Genomic DNA, 14,645 nt, shown 5'->3' on the forward strand with positions numbered 1-14,645 from the left:
CAAACGTCACCAAGATCAAACAGAGATAAAAAAACCTCAAAAACATATGTTAACAACAAGTTAACCAGAGAGTTCAAACAAGCTTCTCTTTCAGATTTGATTCCATAGGGCATCTTTTTATGTAACAATTACGTTATAGATGTCATTTTTGAATAGCAGAGAAGTTGATGTTTCAGCGGGCAAAAAACCTACAGTGTATTGTCATTGCTATTTGTTTCTATTTAAGTTCAATTACCCTATCGTATTCTGAGCAGTTTCAACTTGAAACGCTAAATGTGAGTGATGGCTTACTCTCCTCCAGTATCACCACTATTTATCAAGAACGAAATGGTTATATTTGGTTTGGCACAGACAGTGGCGCCAGCCGATTTGATGGCATTGATTTCATCCACTTCCAATTTTCACCCAATGAAAAAAATCATATTTCTAATAACTATGTTACCGATATTTTTGAAGATACTAGTGGTAATATTTGGATAGCCACAGAAGATGGACTCAATCAGCTGACTCCTGAGAATGAAATGTTGCAGCATAATGTGCTTAACAGTAAAAAAGGGCTGGGTTCGAGTTGGATAACGAATGTATTCGAAGATGAATCGAATAACATTTGGTTTGGAACTGGATCAGGTATTAGTTTGTATGACCCAGCGACAAAAACCTTTCAAGCATTCTTTCTTTTCGATGAAGATGGCCAGCGTTACGAAACATCCACTTCCAGTATTTTTTCAGATTATAACGGGACGATTTGGACCGCCACTGATTTTGGGCTCGCCACAATCAATATAGATACACAAAGGTTAGTGCCAGTAAAATCCAATAATCCTGATACCAATAGGATCTTAACCAGTTCAATCAATACCGTAGAAGTCGTGTCTGACGAACAAGTATGGCTAGGAACCTATCAACAAGGCTTGGTTGATTTTAATCCAAAGACCCTGGAAGTGGTTATTTATAAAATAGATCCCAACAACCCATCTGTTGATCAACTAGCATCTAATAACGTGAATGATATTAGCCTTGAAGACAGTAATACCCTTTGGCTTGCTCATGATAAAGGTGCGACAAAAATAACCTTAGATACGATGAGTTATACTCATTTGCAGCATCAAGATTATAACGACCACTCCATTGCAGACAATCGAGTTAATGAGCTGCAGTTTGATCAATCTGGTGGGATTTGGTTTGCAACAGCCCATGGAGCATCCTATTACTCCCCCTTTAAGCATGGCACTCGAATTTTTAAACCTCATCCATACACACCTGAACTTTCTAGCTCCTTTACGTACTGGGTTGATACTGATGAAAATAAAAGTATCTGGGTAACTACATCAGAAAAAATCAATCTAATAAACGATAAAACCGAAGCAATAAAACTTAATCCAATTGAAAACTTCGCAGTTAATTCACCTTATAGCGCAATCTTAGATGATAACGAAAATCTGTGGATTTCCAGTGCTGATGGCTTGTCTTCTTATAACCTCGTCAGTAAAAAAATACACCATTATAGTAATAAGCAAGGTAATCCATACAATTTTCCAAACAGTTTGTTTTACCTCGCTTTACCAGATAAAAATGGCGATATTTGGATCACTGGTTACCTGGATATTGGACTGATGTTATTTAACCCTGAGCAAGGGATAAAGCAGCACTTGCTTACAGAGTACGATTATTCCTACGCTGCCGGTGGTAACTATACCTTTGATATGAAATTCATCCATAATGGTGAATTATGGCTTGCGACCACTAATGCTATTTACCGAGTAAATCCAGAGACATATGAAGTCAAACACCTTTCTCTTGGCACTGATATTGAAAACATAAGAACCGTTAAGCTATATCAAGATGAACATGATGATATTTGGGTAGCGACCCAAGGTTTAGGTCTTGCACGAATAAGATTGGGTGACATATGGGAAGAGCCAACTGAGATAAAATACTTTAATAAAGCACATGGCTTTACCTCTAATACACTTAGAGGTGTTACTGGTAACGGGGATGGCTTTGTTTGGGTAACCTCGCAATCTAAATTTGCTAAAATGAATACCCGCACCTTTGAAGTAACTCAATACCCTAGTGCGATTAATGAAAAAAATAGCTCCTTCACAGACTCTGCTATAGCGATGAACGGTGACAACTTATATTTGGGTTCTAACGATGGCCTTTATAAAATTGATACTAACGTCATCGCAAGTAATGTGTTTAAGCCTAAAGTCCATATCACCTCTGCATTAATCGCCAATGAGCAATTAATTGGCCCTAACAGCAACCAAAAAGTCGATGAAGTTCAATTAGATTATGAACAGAATATTGTGCAATTTTCTTTTGCGTCAATGGACTTTACTGCACCAGAGAAAAACCTCTATAGATACCGATTAAATGGTTTCGACGATAAATGGGTCTATGCAGGTAATAACACTTCCGCCACTTATACCAACCTTAATGCAGGTAAGTATTCTTTTATTGCCCAAGGCAGTAACAGTGATGGGCGCTGGAGTCCTCATGTGGCTAAGTTTGAGTTTGAAGTTAAACAAGCATGGTGGATCTACGCCATTATTACCTTGATGGCTACCTGTACTTTATTGATCGTTTTATACCTTTTTACTCGCTACCAAAAAATTACCGAACTCAGTAACCGAGCAAACTACGATAGCCTAACAGGACTTTCAAATCGATTTCGTTTTAACTCAAAGCTTGAACTAGCTGTGACAAATGTACAGAACCCAGTTGCAATTGTTTTCATGGACTTAGATTATTTCAAAGAGGTCAATGACACTATGGGTCACGACATTGGCGATGAACTCATTATTGAAGTCAGCAAAAGGTTATCAAACACCCTCAACAAAGATGACTTGCTGGCAAGGTTAGGAGGTGATGAATTTGCCATTATCATTCAACATCCTGGTAGCCAAGAAAAGCTCATTAATGTTATCGAGCAAATTCGCACCTGTATTAATACCGGTTATCAGATCAAAGCTCACTGGATTACCAGCTCAGCCAGTATCGGCGTTGCCTGCTTCCCGGAGGATGGTCGCGACTCTAAGACTTTACTCAAACATGCCGACACAGCTATGTATGCAGCAAAACATGCAGGCCGAAATGGCGCTTACTTTTTCAATGAATCGTTATCGCAAGCGTTACTTGAAAAAATCACCATTAAACATCAATTAAAAACCGCACTAGTTGGTCATCAATTTCAGGTTCATTACCAGCCTAAAGTGAATATGCTCACTGGTGAGGTATGTTCATTTGAAGCTTTACTCAGATGGTACCATCCAATTGAAGGTCTTATTCCACCAGCTAAATTTATCCCCGAAGCTGAAAGCAATGGTCAGATTATTGAAATAGGTTATTGGGTGTTATTACGCGCCTGTACTGATGGGGAAAAATGGCACCAAGAAGGTTTATTAAAGGATAATATTTCAGTCAATATATCGCCTATACAGCTTTCTCAACCTGATATTTGTGAGCAAATAGAGTCAATATTGCTACAAACAGGTTTCCCTGCTGAGAAGCTTGAATTAGAAATAACTGAGTCATTGTTGATTGAAAACTTCAGCACTGCTGAAGTCGTGCTTAAGCAGCTTAAAAAGCTCAATGTTCGTATTGCCCTTGATGATTTTGGCACTGGCTTTTCATCATTGAATTATTTAACTCATTTCCCACTTGATACCTTAAAAATCGATCAAGGTTTTTTAAATGGGTTACTAGACAATCATGCTACTGAAGTTGTGCTAAAAAATATCGTTAATTTAGGTACCGAGCTAAATATGGATATTGTGGCAGAAGGCATTGAAACCGAGATGCAAAGACGTAAACTCATAGAATTGGATTGTACGATGGGTCAAGGGTATTTATTTAGTCCTGCAATTCCAGAACCTCTTGCTAGCAAAATGCTTATCAATGGAGTCGCTCTTACTGAAGGAAACTGAAGATAATTAAAGATGGCTAAAGATGTATGAAGCAGATCTAAGATAGATAAAGGATACTTTTATCAATGCTTGTGGTCTGATGAGAATCATATTCTGTGAGGCTTGCTAAATAGCGCTATTGAATCCCTTTCAAATAAGCGACAATAACCTTAATTGCTTCCTACTACAAAATCATAATGACTCAAAAAACAATTGAATACAGCCCTACGTTTCACTTCCCTGTACAAATCTATTATGAAGATACTGACTTCTCTGGTGTGGTTTATCACCCTAATTTCCTAAAATACTTTGAGCGAGCTAGGGAACACGTCATCGGTGCTAATGTACTTAATGTGTTGTGGCAAGAGCAACAACTAGGGTTTGCTGTTTATCGAACCGATATGTTGTGTCATGACGGGGTTGAGTTCGCTGATATTATCGATGTCAGAACCAAATATTATTTTGAAAGTAAGTACCGCACGGTTTGGCAACAAGAAATTTGGCGACCTAATGCTAAAAAGCCTGCTGTAACGGCAACGATTGAAATGGTTTGTATGAATCAGCAACGCCAAATGGCGCCAATGCCAATGAACTTAATTGAGCAGTTACGAGAAAAGTTTAGTTAAAAGCGTTTTAGCTTTGGCTGTGGTTTGATGTGGTCTGGCGTATCGTACTCATGATGGAACGAGTAAAGAAAGCTAGCTCCTCTTGTTCCTTCTGTTTCTTTTATTTAAATAACTTTCATCCCCTCAATACTATTGAAGGTTAATGAGTCATTAGTAATAAAGCTAATGGGTGGTAGGTAAAGTGATAAAAGGTTTGTTGATGAGCTGCGAGAAACGTAGCTCTAGTTCGTTAGCAATAAGTGGTTTGCTGACATATTCACCTTGAATCGTATCAGTACCAAACTCAATTAAGGTATCGAATACATCTTTAGTTTCAACGCCTTCAACTGTCACATCAAAGCCTAAGCTTTTGGCCAAATCGATACTGGTTTTAACAATTTTATTCGCTTGAAGATCGCAATTAAAGTCATCTAAAAATGCTTTATCAATTTTGACTTCATCAATTGGTAGGTGGCGCAAATAGGCTAATGATGAGTGGCCAGTACCAAAATCATCAATGGCAATTTTAACCCCTAATTGTCTAATCTCTTTCAGCGTTTCAATGGTTCGGGCTAAATCTAGCATCAAAGCACTTTCGGTGATTTCAATCATCAGATTTTCAGCGGGAACCTTGTATTGCATCAACAAATTACTGATATCTATTGGCAGATGCTGATTTTCTAAATCCTTAGTCGAGAGATTCACAGCGACTTTAATGTTTATCCCTTGCTGAAGCCATTTCACTTGTTGCTGTAGCACCTGCTCTAATGCCCATTTACTGATTAAATCAATAATACCAGTGTGCTCAGCAAGCGGAATAAACTCTGTAGGTGAAATATTACCTAAACCGTCATGTTCCCAACGAATTAATGCTTCTACCTGCGAGCACTCCCCTGTGCTGATATCAAGTTTGGGCTGATATACCATATGAAGCTGATTCTGCTTCAAGCTTTTTGGTAAACTATTGATAATCATCAGTTCGCGATATTGCGCTTTATCATCATCTTGATTGTAAAAGGCAATATCTTTATGGCTCACCTTAGCCTTTTTAAGGGCTAAATCTAATCGTCTTAGCATCAAACTTACATCAGCATGATGCTCGTGTAACTCTAATACTCCAAGCTGAACTTTAATACTGATAGGAGTTTGTTCTATCTCAAATGGTTTTTGAAGATGTTGCTTGATTAGGTTTAATTCAGAAGTTGAAACGACTTGAGGATAAAACAATAAAAACTCGTTGCCGTTCATTCTAGAGACAAATTGAGGTGGGTTAGCTAAACCTTTAATTCGTAAAGCAAAGGATTTAAGTAGCTGGTCGCCGAAAATAAAGCCAAATAAGTCATTCACAAAACGAAACTGCTGTATGTCCACCAGCACTAACATGCCTTCTGTAGCAGGCATTTTGGCAAACATTTTTCGTTTAAAGCCAACTCGATTAGACAAACCTGTCAGTTTATCCCGCTCAAGCGTCACTGGATTATTCTGTTGAAACAAGTTGAGATTGCGGACAAGAGGTTTAAATGCGCGCGGTGTATGTTTGAAATTTAACGGTGACTGAGTTGCGTTATTAGATTCTAATGTTTGGGTTAACTCAGCAATAAATTTGCCTTGCTGAAAGTACCCCCCAAGCACAATCCCTAGCAAGAGAATAAGAGCGATAAATAGCACAATGATAATTTCAATGCTTAACACAATTTATTGCTCCTTATTCTATGACAACAGTCAATTAGGTTAGTCTGAAAAGCGAATAATAACGCTTTGTTAATGCTCTATACTCAAGTTGTAAAATAAAGCTAAATACTGGAGTTCTAAACAACAGCTAGTTACATCAAAAACCACATTATTACTAAAATAAATATCACACTGTTATTGATAACTCTGCTTAATCGAATGATAAACATCTAAAAATTCATCACTTTCTAAATCTTCCGGTGTAACAGGCAAGCCACGTGTGGCAAATATATCTAAGCGTTGTTCAAGTTCTACACCGGCTCTTAATTCACCAGTGTAATAAGCCGCAGAACGAATAAAGTCTAAATACGTGACTGTCTCTGGCATGTAATGTAAATCAGCCCAGCGTTCAACCACTTCCATCACTTCAGGGGCAAAGTCCCATGTTTTTAAAATGGCTCGGCCTATTGGCCCTTGCATTTTACGCACTAAACCACGCAGTTGATCAATACTGGTAAATGCATCTGGTTTTGTTTCCGCTTCAGATAAAACAGGCAGCGCGCCGATATTATGTACAAGACCAGCAAGCGTTAATGTTTCAGGGTCTAATTTTTTACTCGGGTTACGTTTATTATAAATGGCTAACATCGCGCCCGATGATGCAGTGACCTCAATCGAGGTTTGCCATACTTCATCCATCACTTCCCACACCATTTCATTAGTAGAGATAAACAGTTGCTCAAGTGCTACGGATGTCACAATAGATTTAATTTGCACTAAGCCAATGCGATTTACTGCCGCACTGATATTTTCGGCTTTATTGCCACGACTATATAACGCACTGTTTGCCACTTTAATAATACGTGCAGAAATCGCTGCATCTTGGCCAATAATGTCACCGACTTGCTTTAAACTTGAGTCGGGTTGCGCTACAACTTCCTGCACACGCATAGCGACTTCTGGCAGTGTAGGAAGCACTAAAGCATCGTCTTTAAGCTTCTTTAATAGTCCGACCAAAAGTTGGTGTTCAGTTGTCATGCTTTCCGCCTGTTATTCTATTGTTATTGCTTTGTTCGGATTATATCAGTTATGTGGTTTATTTGAATAAAGAAAAAGCAGTAATCTTTTATAAATCATTTTCTTTCATTAGTCATAATTAAATTAGACAAACCCCACAATCACAGAGGAATTATTTGCATTAAGCAACCATACTTAAGTAAAATGCCGCCCCCCGCGCTATGCGTGAATTTCCATCAAATTGAGAGTGATTATGTTTAGACCAGAGCTATTGTCTCCAGCAGGAACATTAAAGAACATGCGTTACGCCTTTGCCTACGGTGCAGATGCGGTATATGCAGGTCAACCTCGCTATAGCTTACGAGTTCGAAATAATGACTTTAAAATGGAAAATCTTGCCATGGGGATTAAAGAAGCCCATGCACTAAACAAGAAGCTTTATGTGGTGAGTAATATTGCCCCACATAACGCCAAGCTAAAAACCTATATCCGTGATATGGCCCCAGTGATTGATATGATGCCCGATGCGGTGATCATGTCAGATCCTGGCCTTATTATGATGGTGCGTGAAGCCTTCCCTGATCAAACTGTGCATTTATCAGTTCAAGCAAACGCAATTAACTGGGCATCAGTTAAATTTTGGCAGCAGCAAGGTATTAAACGCGTGATTTTATCCCGTGAACTCTCCCTTGATGAAATTGAAGAAATTCGTCAGCAATGCCCAGATATCGAATTAGAAGTGTTTGTTCACGGTGCATTGTGTATGGCTTACTCTGGTCGTTGCCTGCTTTCAGGTTACATCAACAAACGCGATCCTAACCAAGGAACATGCACTAACGCTTGTCGTTGGAAGTATGATGTCCATGAAGCGAAACAAACAGACACTGGCGACATTATTGCAGTAAATCCACAAGGTATTGTCGATCAAAATGGCGTGCAAATTGAAACTCCAACGTTAGGTGCGGGCCAACCATCAGATGAAGTCGTGCTACTACAAGAACCAGGTCGTCCTGGTGAATACATGCCAGCTTATGAAGATGAGCATGGCACTTACATCATGAACTCGAAAGATCTTCGTGCAATCCAACATGTTGAGCGCTTGACTAAAATAGGTGTGGATTCATTAAAAATTGAGGGTCGTACTAAGTCGTTCTATTATGTTGCTCGAACAGCGCAGCTATACCGTCAGGCGATTGAAGATGCCGTTGCGGGTAACGACTTTGATCGTACATTAATGCACAACCTTGAAGGTTTAGCGCATCGTGGCTACACCGAAGGTTTCTTGCGTCGTCACGTTCATGATGAATACCAAAACTATGATTATGGTTATTCGATTAGTGATACCCAACAATTTGTCGGCGAGTTTACCGGTAAACGCAATGAGTCAGGCGCTGCCGAAATTGATGTTAAAAATAAATTCTTAGTGGGTGACAGTGTTGAAGTGATGACACCACAAGGGAATTTAACCTTAACCATATCAGAATTAGTCAACCGTAAAGGTGAGTCAGTGGAAGCTGGGCTAGGTTCGGGCCATTTCGTGTTCTTAGCTGTGCCTGATGAAGTTGAATTAGACAAAGCAATTTTGATGCGTAATCTTCCCCAGGGACAAGATTCACGTAATCCACATCAAGAAACCGCACCTGCAGAGTAATACTTATGGCTTTAATAATTGACGATAGCTGTATCAATTGCGACATGTGTGAGCCTGAGTGCCCTAATGAAGCAATTACCATGGGCGAAGAGATTTATGAAATCGATCCTGCCCTGTGCACAGAATGTGTTGGCCATTATGACAAGCCGACATGTATTTCCGTGTGCCCAATTGATTGTATAGACCCAGATCCTGCACATGCAGAAACACCTGAAGAGCTTAAATATAAGTACCAAGTCATAACAGGTAAGGTTTAACTAAACATCGCTCAATGATGCTTAATGGCTGAATATTTACTCAAGCATTAGATACATAAACATTAGAAACAAAAAAGGCGCTTAAATTGCGCCTTTTTATTGCTCAAATTTTAATATTTCACAAGATATAATTCGTTTTATGCCATCGCAGTATCATTTGAATAGCTTTGCAGTGTTTGTAAGGTAACCGCGAGTTTTTCAATGCTTAAACGCACCGGTTGAGGCAGTGATTCTAGTTCAATACCTAGTAATAGATTCTTCACTTCTAGGCCTAATTCAGTGTCACCTTCAATTCTCAGTTTGCGCTGAAAAAATAAAGTATCAGGGTCTTCTTTCGCCGCTGCGACCAACAATAGCTCAGGCACATTAGCAGTAAAGGTAACATCAGCTTTAGTCAGTGGGCGTAATAGCAGCTGTCCGTCAAAGCTAATTTCAAAATGTAAGCCGATATCTTGCACAGAAATCGCGACCCACTTTGCTTGTAAAAACTCTAATTCACCGAACTTGATTTGCTCTGATAAAGTCAACGTCAGCAACTTTGCTAACAAATCTAATTTCATTTTTTCAGGCACAACCGATAAAGATTGTGTGGCCACTTTTGGTGCTAAACCTAATACGTTTTTAGCGACTTTACTGGAAAAACCGAAAGACATTGATACTCCTACACTGCCTAGAATTATATTTAAGCTAGTTTACTCACATTTTATCAATTGAAACCTGTTTCAAATCAAATCATGTGACGTCATTCAACTTTACACTCCCTTGCAACAGCAATTAGAGAGAGAGAAAATGGAACTCTTGTGCCCCGCAGGAAATTTAGCCTCATTAAAAGCCGCTTTTAGAGCAGGTGCCGATGCGGTTTATCTAGGATTAAAAGACGACACCAATGCCCGTTCATTCGCTGGGCTCAACTTTACTCCAGAACAAATCAAACAAGCTACTAAGCTTGCCCATAGCCAAGGTCGAAAGGTATTTTTAACCCTCAACACCTTTCCCAAACCAGGCGAAGAGTCACGTTGGTATCAAGCTATCGACTTAGCTGCCAATATTGGAATGGATGCACTGATTACTGCAGACATCTCATTACTGGATTATGCCAATCGTCGCTATCCTCATCTGCCCTTGCATTTGTCAGTTCAAGCAAGCGCCACAAACTTAGCTTCATTGGATTTTTATCAGCAAGCATTTAACATCGAACGCGCAGTGTTGCCTCGTGTGTTGTCAATAAAACAAGTTAAAGACTTAGCCAAAAATAGCAGTGTAGATTTAGAGGTTTTCGCTTTTGGCAGTTTATGCATCATGGCTGAAGGGCGTTGTCATTTATCTTCTTATGTCACAGGCCAATCGCCTAACACTGGCGGCTCATGCTCACCCGCTAAACACGTGAGATGGCAAGAGCAAGGAGACAAGTGTCTAACGCGGTTAAATGAAGTGCTTATTGATACTTCTGGCGTTGATCAACAACTTGGCTACCCAGTTGTCTGTAAAGGGCGTTACATTGCCGAAGACCAAACTCAAGCGAGTTACTTGCTAGAATCCCCAACTAGCTTAAATACCTTGAGCCTGCTACCACAATTGGCTTCAGCTGGTATTAAATCTTTAAAAATAGAAGGTCGACAACGCAGCCCCGCTTATGTTGAACAAGTGACCCGAGTTTGGCGTGAAGCTATCGATAGCTTTTTAACTCATCCCGAATCATTCACTGAACAAGCGCGATGGAATCAAGTACTCGCAAAAGTGTCAGAAGGACAAGTCACCACATTGGGCGCGTACGAGCGCCAATGGCAGTAAGGTAAATATTGATGAAGATTTCTCTCGCACCAGTAAGCTACTGCTGGGATAAAGCCAATATGGAACATTTCTATCAACAAGCTGCAAAAAGCCAAGTTGATACGATTTATTTAGGCGAAACCGTATGCAGCCGACGACGTTTGCTCAAATTTAATGACTACCTAGAATTAGCAGCCATGCTGAAAGCTCATGGTAAGCAAGTCGTGTTATCAACCATGGCATTGATTGAAGCTCAATCAGAGCTTACTGAATTAAAAAAATATGTTGATAATGGCGAGTTCAGCATTGAAGCCAATGACATGGCTGGTGTGCAAGTGGCTAAACAAGCCAACTTGCCTTTTATTTGTGGGCCAACCATTAATAACTATAACCGTACCAGTTTAGATTTGTTGCACTCGATGGGAATGCGCCGATTTGTTATGCCATACGAGCTGTCAAAAGCTTGGCTAAATCAAGTAATTAATCATCCAAACAAACCTAATTTTGAAGTTGAAGTGATGGGCCACGGCTTCATTCCCTTAGCCCATTCTGCCCGCTGTTTTACCGCTAAGCATTTTGGCTTAAATAAAGATAATTGCGAGACTATTTGTCAGCAACACCCAAAAGGGATTTTGGCTCAAACCCAAGAGCAGCAAGACTTATTGCGCCTTAATGGTATTCAAACACAATCTGCAGCCAATATTGATTTAACGCAAGAGTTGATGGTAATGCTGCAAATGGGAGTTGATTACTTTAGAGTATCGCCAAGTAGTATTGATTGCTTAGATGTTGTCAATTCGCTCGCTAGTAAGTTAGCCGTTTCGACTGATGACGCTTTAATGCAATCGTCTCTGTCTTCAGCTAACTCTCAAGCATGCAATGGTTATTGGTTCGGCGAAGCCGGATTACAACAAGTATGATTTGACTAAATGCTATTGCTTACCTTGTCGGTGGGGTAAAAAATACCACCGACAAATACTCAACATCCAAAGCCACATTGATACAATACTGCCCCAGAATAATATCGATAACCACCACACTGCAGGTTTTGGAGATTGCGATACAATCGCTTGAAATAACATGCCATCAGAAATGGGCTTAGCGCCTAAGCTTTCTCGCCAATATTCATGTGACAAAATCGCGCCGTGAATCATTAATACTAAACAACTTAAAATAAACGGCATGCACAACGGTGGCTTACGTTCTATAGCGCATTCAACAACACATAAAGCTGCACTTAAAAAGCCAAAGTAAATATAAATAGAGACAGCATGGAGATGTAAGTGGTGAACATTGAGCGGGAATAAACCAATTGCAGCGAGGGCAATAAAAGTCACAATTAACGATAACCACATCAAGCCACTGCTGAAACGATTGCTCATTTGTAATCCAAACAAGCAACTCATGGTTAAACTAAGGCTACCAAAAAACAATCCACCATTTATCAGTATCGCAGTCGATGAGCGGTTATAAGTCCCTAGCTCACTTAAAGAGTACTGCAATAAAGTGTACTTATCACCATATTGGATATATTCAATCGTAACCGATAGCACGATACCGAGAAAAAGGCCGAACAAGCCTAGCAAACCAAAGAGGTAAGCTAATCTAGCAATTTTTTCTGTTTTATTAATTATCACTGCTAAGCAACTTCCTTATAAATTCACATCTATCATACTTAATCAAAATCGGTAAAACCTCTACAGATATCTAATCTATAACATTTATATTTAGGCCGGTTGATCTTTCAGGGTTATTTTTGCAGCGAATTGTTGGCCATTTATACAAGGCGAAGACTTTGTGGTGTAGTTATTCTACATAAAAAGCCGATAACGCAGTAAAAATCGCCAACAAACGCTGCCCAAAGGGTTCGAACAAAACTTAACCAGCAAAGATCAAAAGGCCCTAGTATCTGAATTTTATAAAAATAATCTATTTATCTCTATGTAAGTAATGATTCTAGCCTAAAACGCCACTCACAACCATAGCAACATCAGCACAACCAACACGCAACCTCACCCCAAAACCTTGATTACAAAAGAATTAATTCGTGCATTTATCAACGAACTCTATAGAATATAGATACGCAAAATAACTCCATAACTATTCGTTAAGTTGAATAGTTTTACATAGACTAGATAAGCAGGTACCCTTGCCTCGCTTAACGCATCATTGAATGGACATTCAACAATTTTCCCACTGGATGGTTAGACACAATCAGCCATAATGATATGGTCAATTGCTAAGGCATATATAAAGTGACTCAAGAAAAACAAAAACATAACATAAAGACAATACTGACCTTTATCATTCCATCACTGATCGGTTTGTTATTATTCATGACGCCTATCAGCTATAACGACGCAATTACCATCCCGATTGCGATATTGTCTAAAGCGGTTCAAGGCCAATTTGCAGATATTTTGCCATTAATCGTCACCTGTATTGTTGTCTTTATGGCCATCATATCGGTATTGGCTCGAATCATTAAACCCAAATTGGTGCGCGAAAAGCCCTTCCTCAATAATTTACTTAACGTATCGCCATTTTGGTTAATCGTTCGAGTTTTAGGTGCTGTATTTATTGTACTCACTTATTTAGAAGTAGGATCAGAGGTTATCTATTCTGCCGATACTGGCGCATTAGTGCTTAATGACCTTTTACCTGTACTGTTTTCAGTGTTTATTTTTGCAGGCATGTTATTACCTTTATTACTGAACTTTGGCTTATTAGAGTTTTTCGGCACTATGCTAACCAAGCTTATGCGTCCAATTTTCAACTTACCAGGCAGAAGCGCCATTGACTGTATGGCTTCTTGGTTAGGTGATGGTAGTGTTGGTATCTTAATGACCAACAAACAATACGAAACTCGTTTATACACAGAACGTGAAGCTGCGGTTATTGGTACTACTTTCTCTGCTGTATCTATCACCTTTAGTTTAGTCGTGATTTCTCAAGTGCAACTTGAACACCTATTTGTCCCATTCTACTTAACTGTGTGTTTGGCTGGTTTTGTCGCTGCGATTGTGGTGCCTAAACTGCCTCCATTGTCGTGGAAAAAAGATTTATACATAGATAACACCCCTCGTCACCCTGATGATGAAATGATCCCGCAAGGTCATGGCGTTATGTCTTGGGGCTTTGAACAAGCCTTAAATAAGGCTTCTCGTGCAGGTGGTGTTAAGCATGTACTCCAAGAAGGCGTTAAAAACGTCGTAGATATGGTATTCGGTATTATTCCGGTGGTCATGGCTATTGGTACTATCGCTTTAGTATTGGCAGAAAATACGCCAATATTTGATTACTTGGGTATGCCATTTATTCCATTGCTAGAGTTACTGCAGATCCCCGAAGCGGATGTTGCTTCGACCACTATAGTGGTGGGTTTTGCTGATATGTTTTTACCATCAATTTTGGCAAGTTCAATTGAATCCGATTTAACGCGCTTTGTGATTGCGGCTTTATCTGTTACTCAGCTAATTTACATGAGTGAAGTCGGTGCATTGCTGATTGGCAGTAAAATCCCAGTAAACTTTTTCGAACTGTTTGTGGTATTCATTCTACGTACTTTAGTCACCTTACCTGTTATTGCACTATGTGGTCACTTACTGGTGTAGCTTGGATATTATTGTTAATAAAAAAGGAGCCTAAGGCTCCTTTCAGACTGCTGACAAAGCCCTAGACATTCGTCTAGGGCTTTGATCTAATAGAAGTACAGATAATAACCAAGTTTATCATCATGCTTCGAGAGCCTAGTCCACAACAATAT

Annotated in this window: 11 protein-coding genes; 7 read left to right on the forward strand and 4 right to left on the reverse strand. The window is 39.5% G+C overall.

Going from position 1 to position 14,645, the window contains the following annotated elements:
- Positions 1-167 precede the first annotated feature (167 nt).
- Positions 168-3,929, forward strand: coding sequence for an EAL domain-containing protein (locus L2735_RS12790; RefSeq protein ID WP_248985075.1), 3,762 nt, complete (start codon positions 168-170; stop codon positions 3,927-3,929).
- 176 nt (positions 3,930-4,105) lie between these two features.
- Positions 4,106-4,534, forward strand: coding sequence for a thioesterase family protein (locus L2735_RS12795; RefSeq protein ID WP_248985076.1), 429 nt, complete (start codon positions 4,106-4,108; stop codon positions 4,532-4,534).
- Positions 4,535-4,696: 162 nt separating this feature from the next.
- Here L2735_RS12795 and L2735_RS12800 read toward each other — a convergent pair whose 3' ends face one another.
- Both L2735_RS12800 and L2735_RS12805 read right to left on the reverse strand, forming a co-directional pair.
- Entirely contained in the window at positions 4,697-6,205 is a 1,509-nt protein-coding gene (locus tag L2735_RS12800) for a putative bifunctional diguanylate cyclase/phosphodiesterase (protein ID WP_248985077.1), read from the reverse strand.
- Between the two features lie 174 nt (positions 6,206-6,379).
- A complete protein-coding gene (locus tag L2735_RS12805; RefSeq protein WP_248985078.1) occupies positions 6,380-7,222 on the reverse strand; it encodes an HDOD domain-containing protein in 843 nt (280 codons plus the stop codon).
- Between the two features lie 232 nt (positions 7,223-7,454).
- Between L2735_RS12805 and trhP the strand changes: the two genes are divergently transcribed.
- Complete coding sequence (trhP, locus tag L2735_RS12810; protein ID WP_248985079.1) at positions 7,455-8,852, forward strand: prephenate-dependent tRNA uridine(34) hydroxylase TrhP; 1,398 nt, start codon at positions 7,455-7,457, stop codon at positions 8,850-8,852.
- 5 nt (positions 8,853-8,857) lie between these two features.
- On the forward strand, positions 8,858-9,109 hold the full coding sequence (locus L2735_RS12815) for a YfhL family 4Fe-4S dicluster ferredoxin (protein ID WP_220752867.1): 252 nt from the start codon (positions 8,858-8,860) through the stop codon (positions 9,107-9,109).
- A 137-nt stretch (positions 9,110-9,246) separates the two neighbouring features.
- Here L2735_RS12815 and ubiT read toward each other — a convergent pair whose 3' ends face one another.
- The gene (ubiT, locus tag L2735_RS12820; RefSeq protein ID WP_248985080.1) at positions 9,247-9,762 is read right to left on the reverse strand and encodes a ubiquinone anaerobic biosynthesis accessory factor UbiT; all 516 of its coding nucleotides are present in this window, start codon (positions 9,760-9,762) and stop codon (positions 9,247-9,249) included.
- A gap of 136 nt (positions 9,763-9,898) precedes the next feature.
- Here ubiT and ubiU point away from each other — a divergent pair, with 136 nt between their 5' ends.
- Positions 9,899-10,900 carry a ubiquinone anaerobic biosynthesis protein UbiU gene (gene ubiU / locus L2735_RS12825; RefSeq protein WP_248985081.1) on the forward strand — a complete coding sequence of 334 codons (1,002 nt, stop codon included), beginning with the start codon at positions 9,899-9,901 and terminating at the stop codon, positions 10,898-10,900.
- Between the two features lie 11 nt (positions 10,901-10,911).
- Positions 10,912-11,799, forward strand: a complete 888-nt coding sequence (locus L2735_RS12830) for a U32 family peptidase (RefSeq protein ID WP_248985082.1) — start codon at positions 10,912-10,914, stop codon at positions 11,797-11,799.
- 12 nt (positions 11,800-11,811) lie between these two features.
- Here L2735_RS12830 and L2735_RS12835 read toward each other — a convergent pair whose 3' ends face one another.
- Positions 11,812-12,516, reverse strand: a complete 705-nt coding sequence (locus tag L2735_RS12835) for a hypothetical protein (RefSeq protein ID WP_248985083.1) — start codon at positions 12,514-12,516, stop codon at positions 11,812-11,814.
- Between the two features lie 699 nt (positions 12,517-13,215).
- Here L2735_RS12835 and L2735_RS12840 point away from each other — a divergent pair.
- Positions 13,216-14,493, forward strand: a complete 1,278-nt coding sequence (locus L2735_RS12840) for a YjiH family protein (protein ID WP_283104634.1) — start codon at positions 13,216-13,218, stop codon at positions 14,491-14,493.
- The last annotated feature ends 152 nt before the right edge of the window (positions 14,494-14,645 follow it).

The organism is Shewanella olleyana, from assembly GCF_023283825.1.
Classification (GTDB): Bacteria; Pseudomonadota; Gammaproteobacteria; order Enterobacterales; family Shewanellaceae; genus Shewanella; species Shewanella olleyana.

Coding starts and splice junctions, on each gene's coding strand:
- L2735_RS12790 (WP_248985075.1), top strand. CDS start 168: ATGTTTCAGCGGGCAAAAAACCTACAGTGTATTGTCATTGCTATTTGT.
- L2735_RS12795 (WP_248985076.1), top strand. CDS start 4,106: ATGACTCAAAAAACAATTGAATACAGCCCTACGTTTCACTTCCCTGTA.
- L2735_RS12805 (WP_248985078.1), bottom strand. CDS start 7,222: ATGACAACTGAACACCAACTTTTGGTCGGACTATTAAAGAAGCTTAAA.
- trhP (WP_248985079.1), top strand. CDS start 7,455: ATGTTTAGACCAGAGCTATTGTCTCCAGCAGGAACATTAAAGAACATG.
- L2735_RS12815 (WP_220752867.1), top strand. CDS start 8,858: ATGGCTTTAATAATTGACGATAGCTGTATCAATTGCGACATGTGTGAG.
- ubiT (WP_248985080.1), bottom strand. CDS start 9,762: ATGTCTTTCGGTTTTTCCAGTAAAGTCGCTAAAAACGTATTAGGTTTA.
- ubiU (WP_248985081.1), top strand. CDS start 9,899: ATGGAACTCTTGTGCCCCGCAGGAAATTTAGCCTCATTAAAAGCCGCT.
- L2735_RS12830 (WP_248985082.1), top strand. CDS start 10,912: ATGAAGATTTCTCTCGCACCAGTAAGCTACTGCTGGGATAAAGCCAAT.
- L2735_RS12840 (WP_283104634.1), top strand. CDS start 13,216: ATGACGCCTATCAGCTATAACGACGCAATTACCATCCCGATTGCGATA.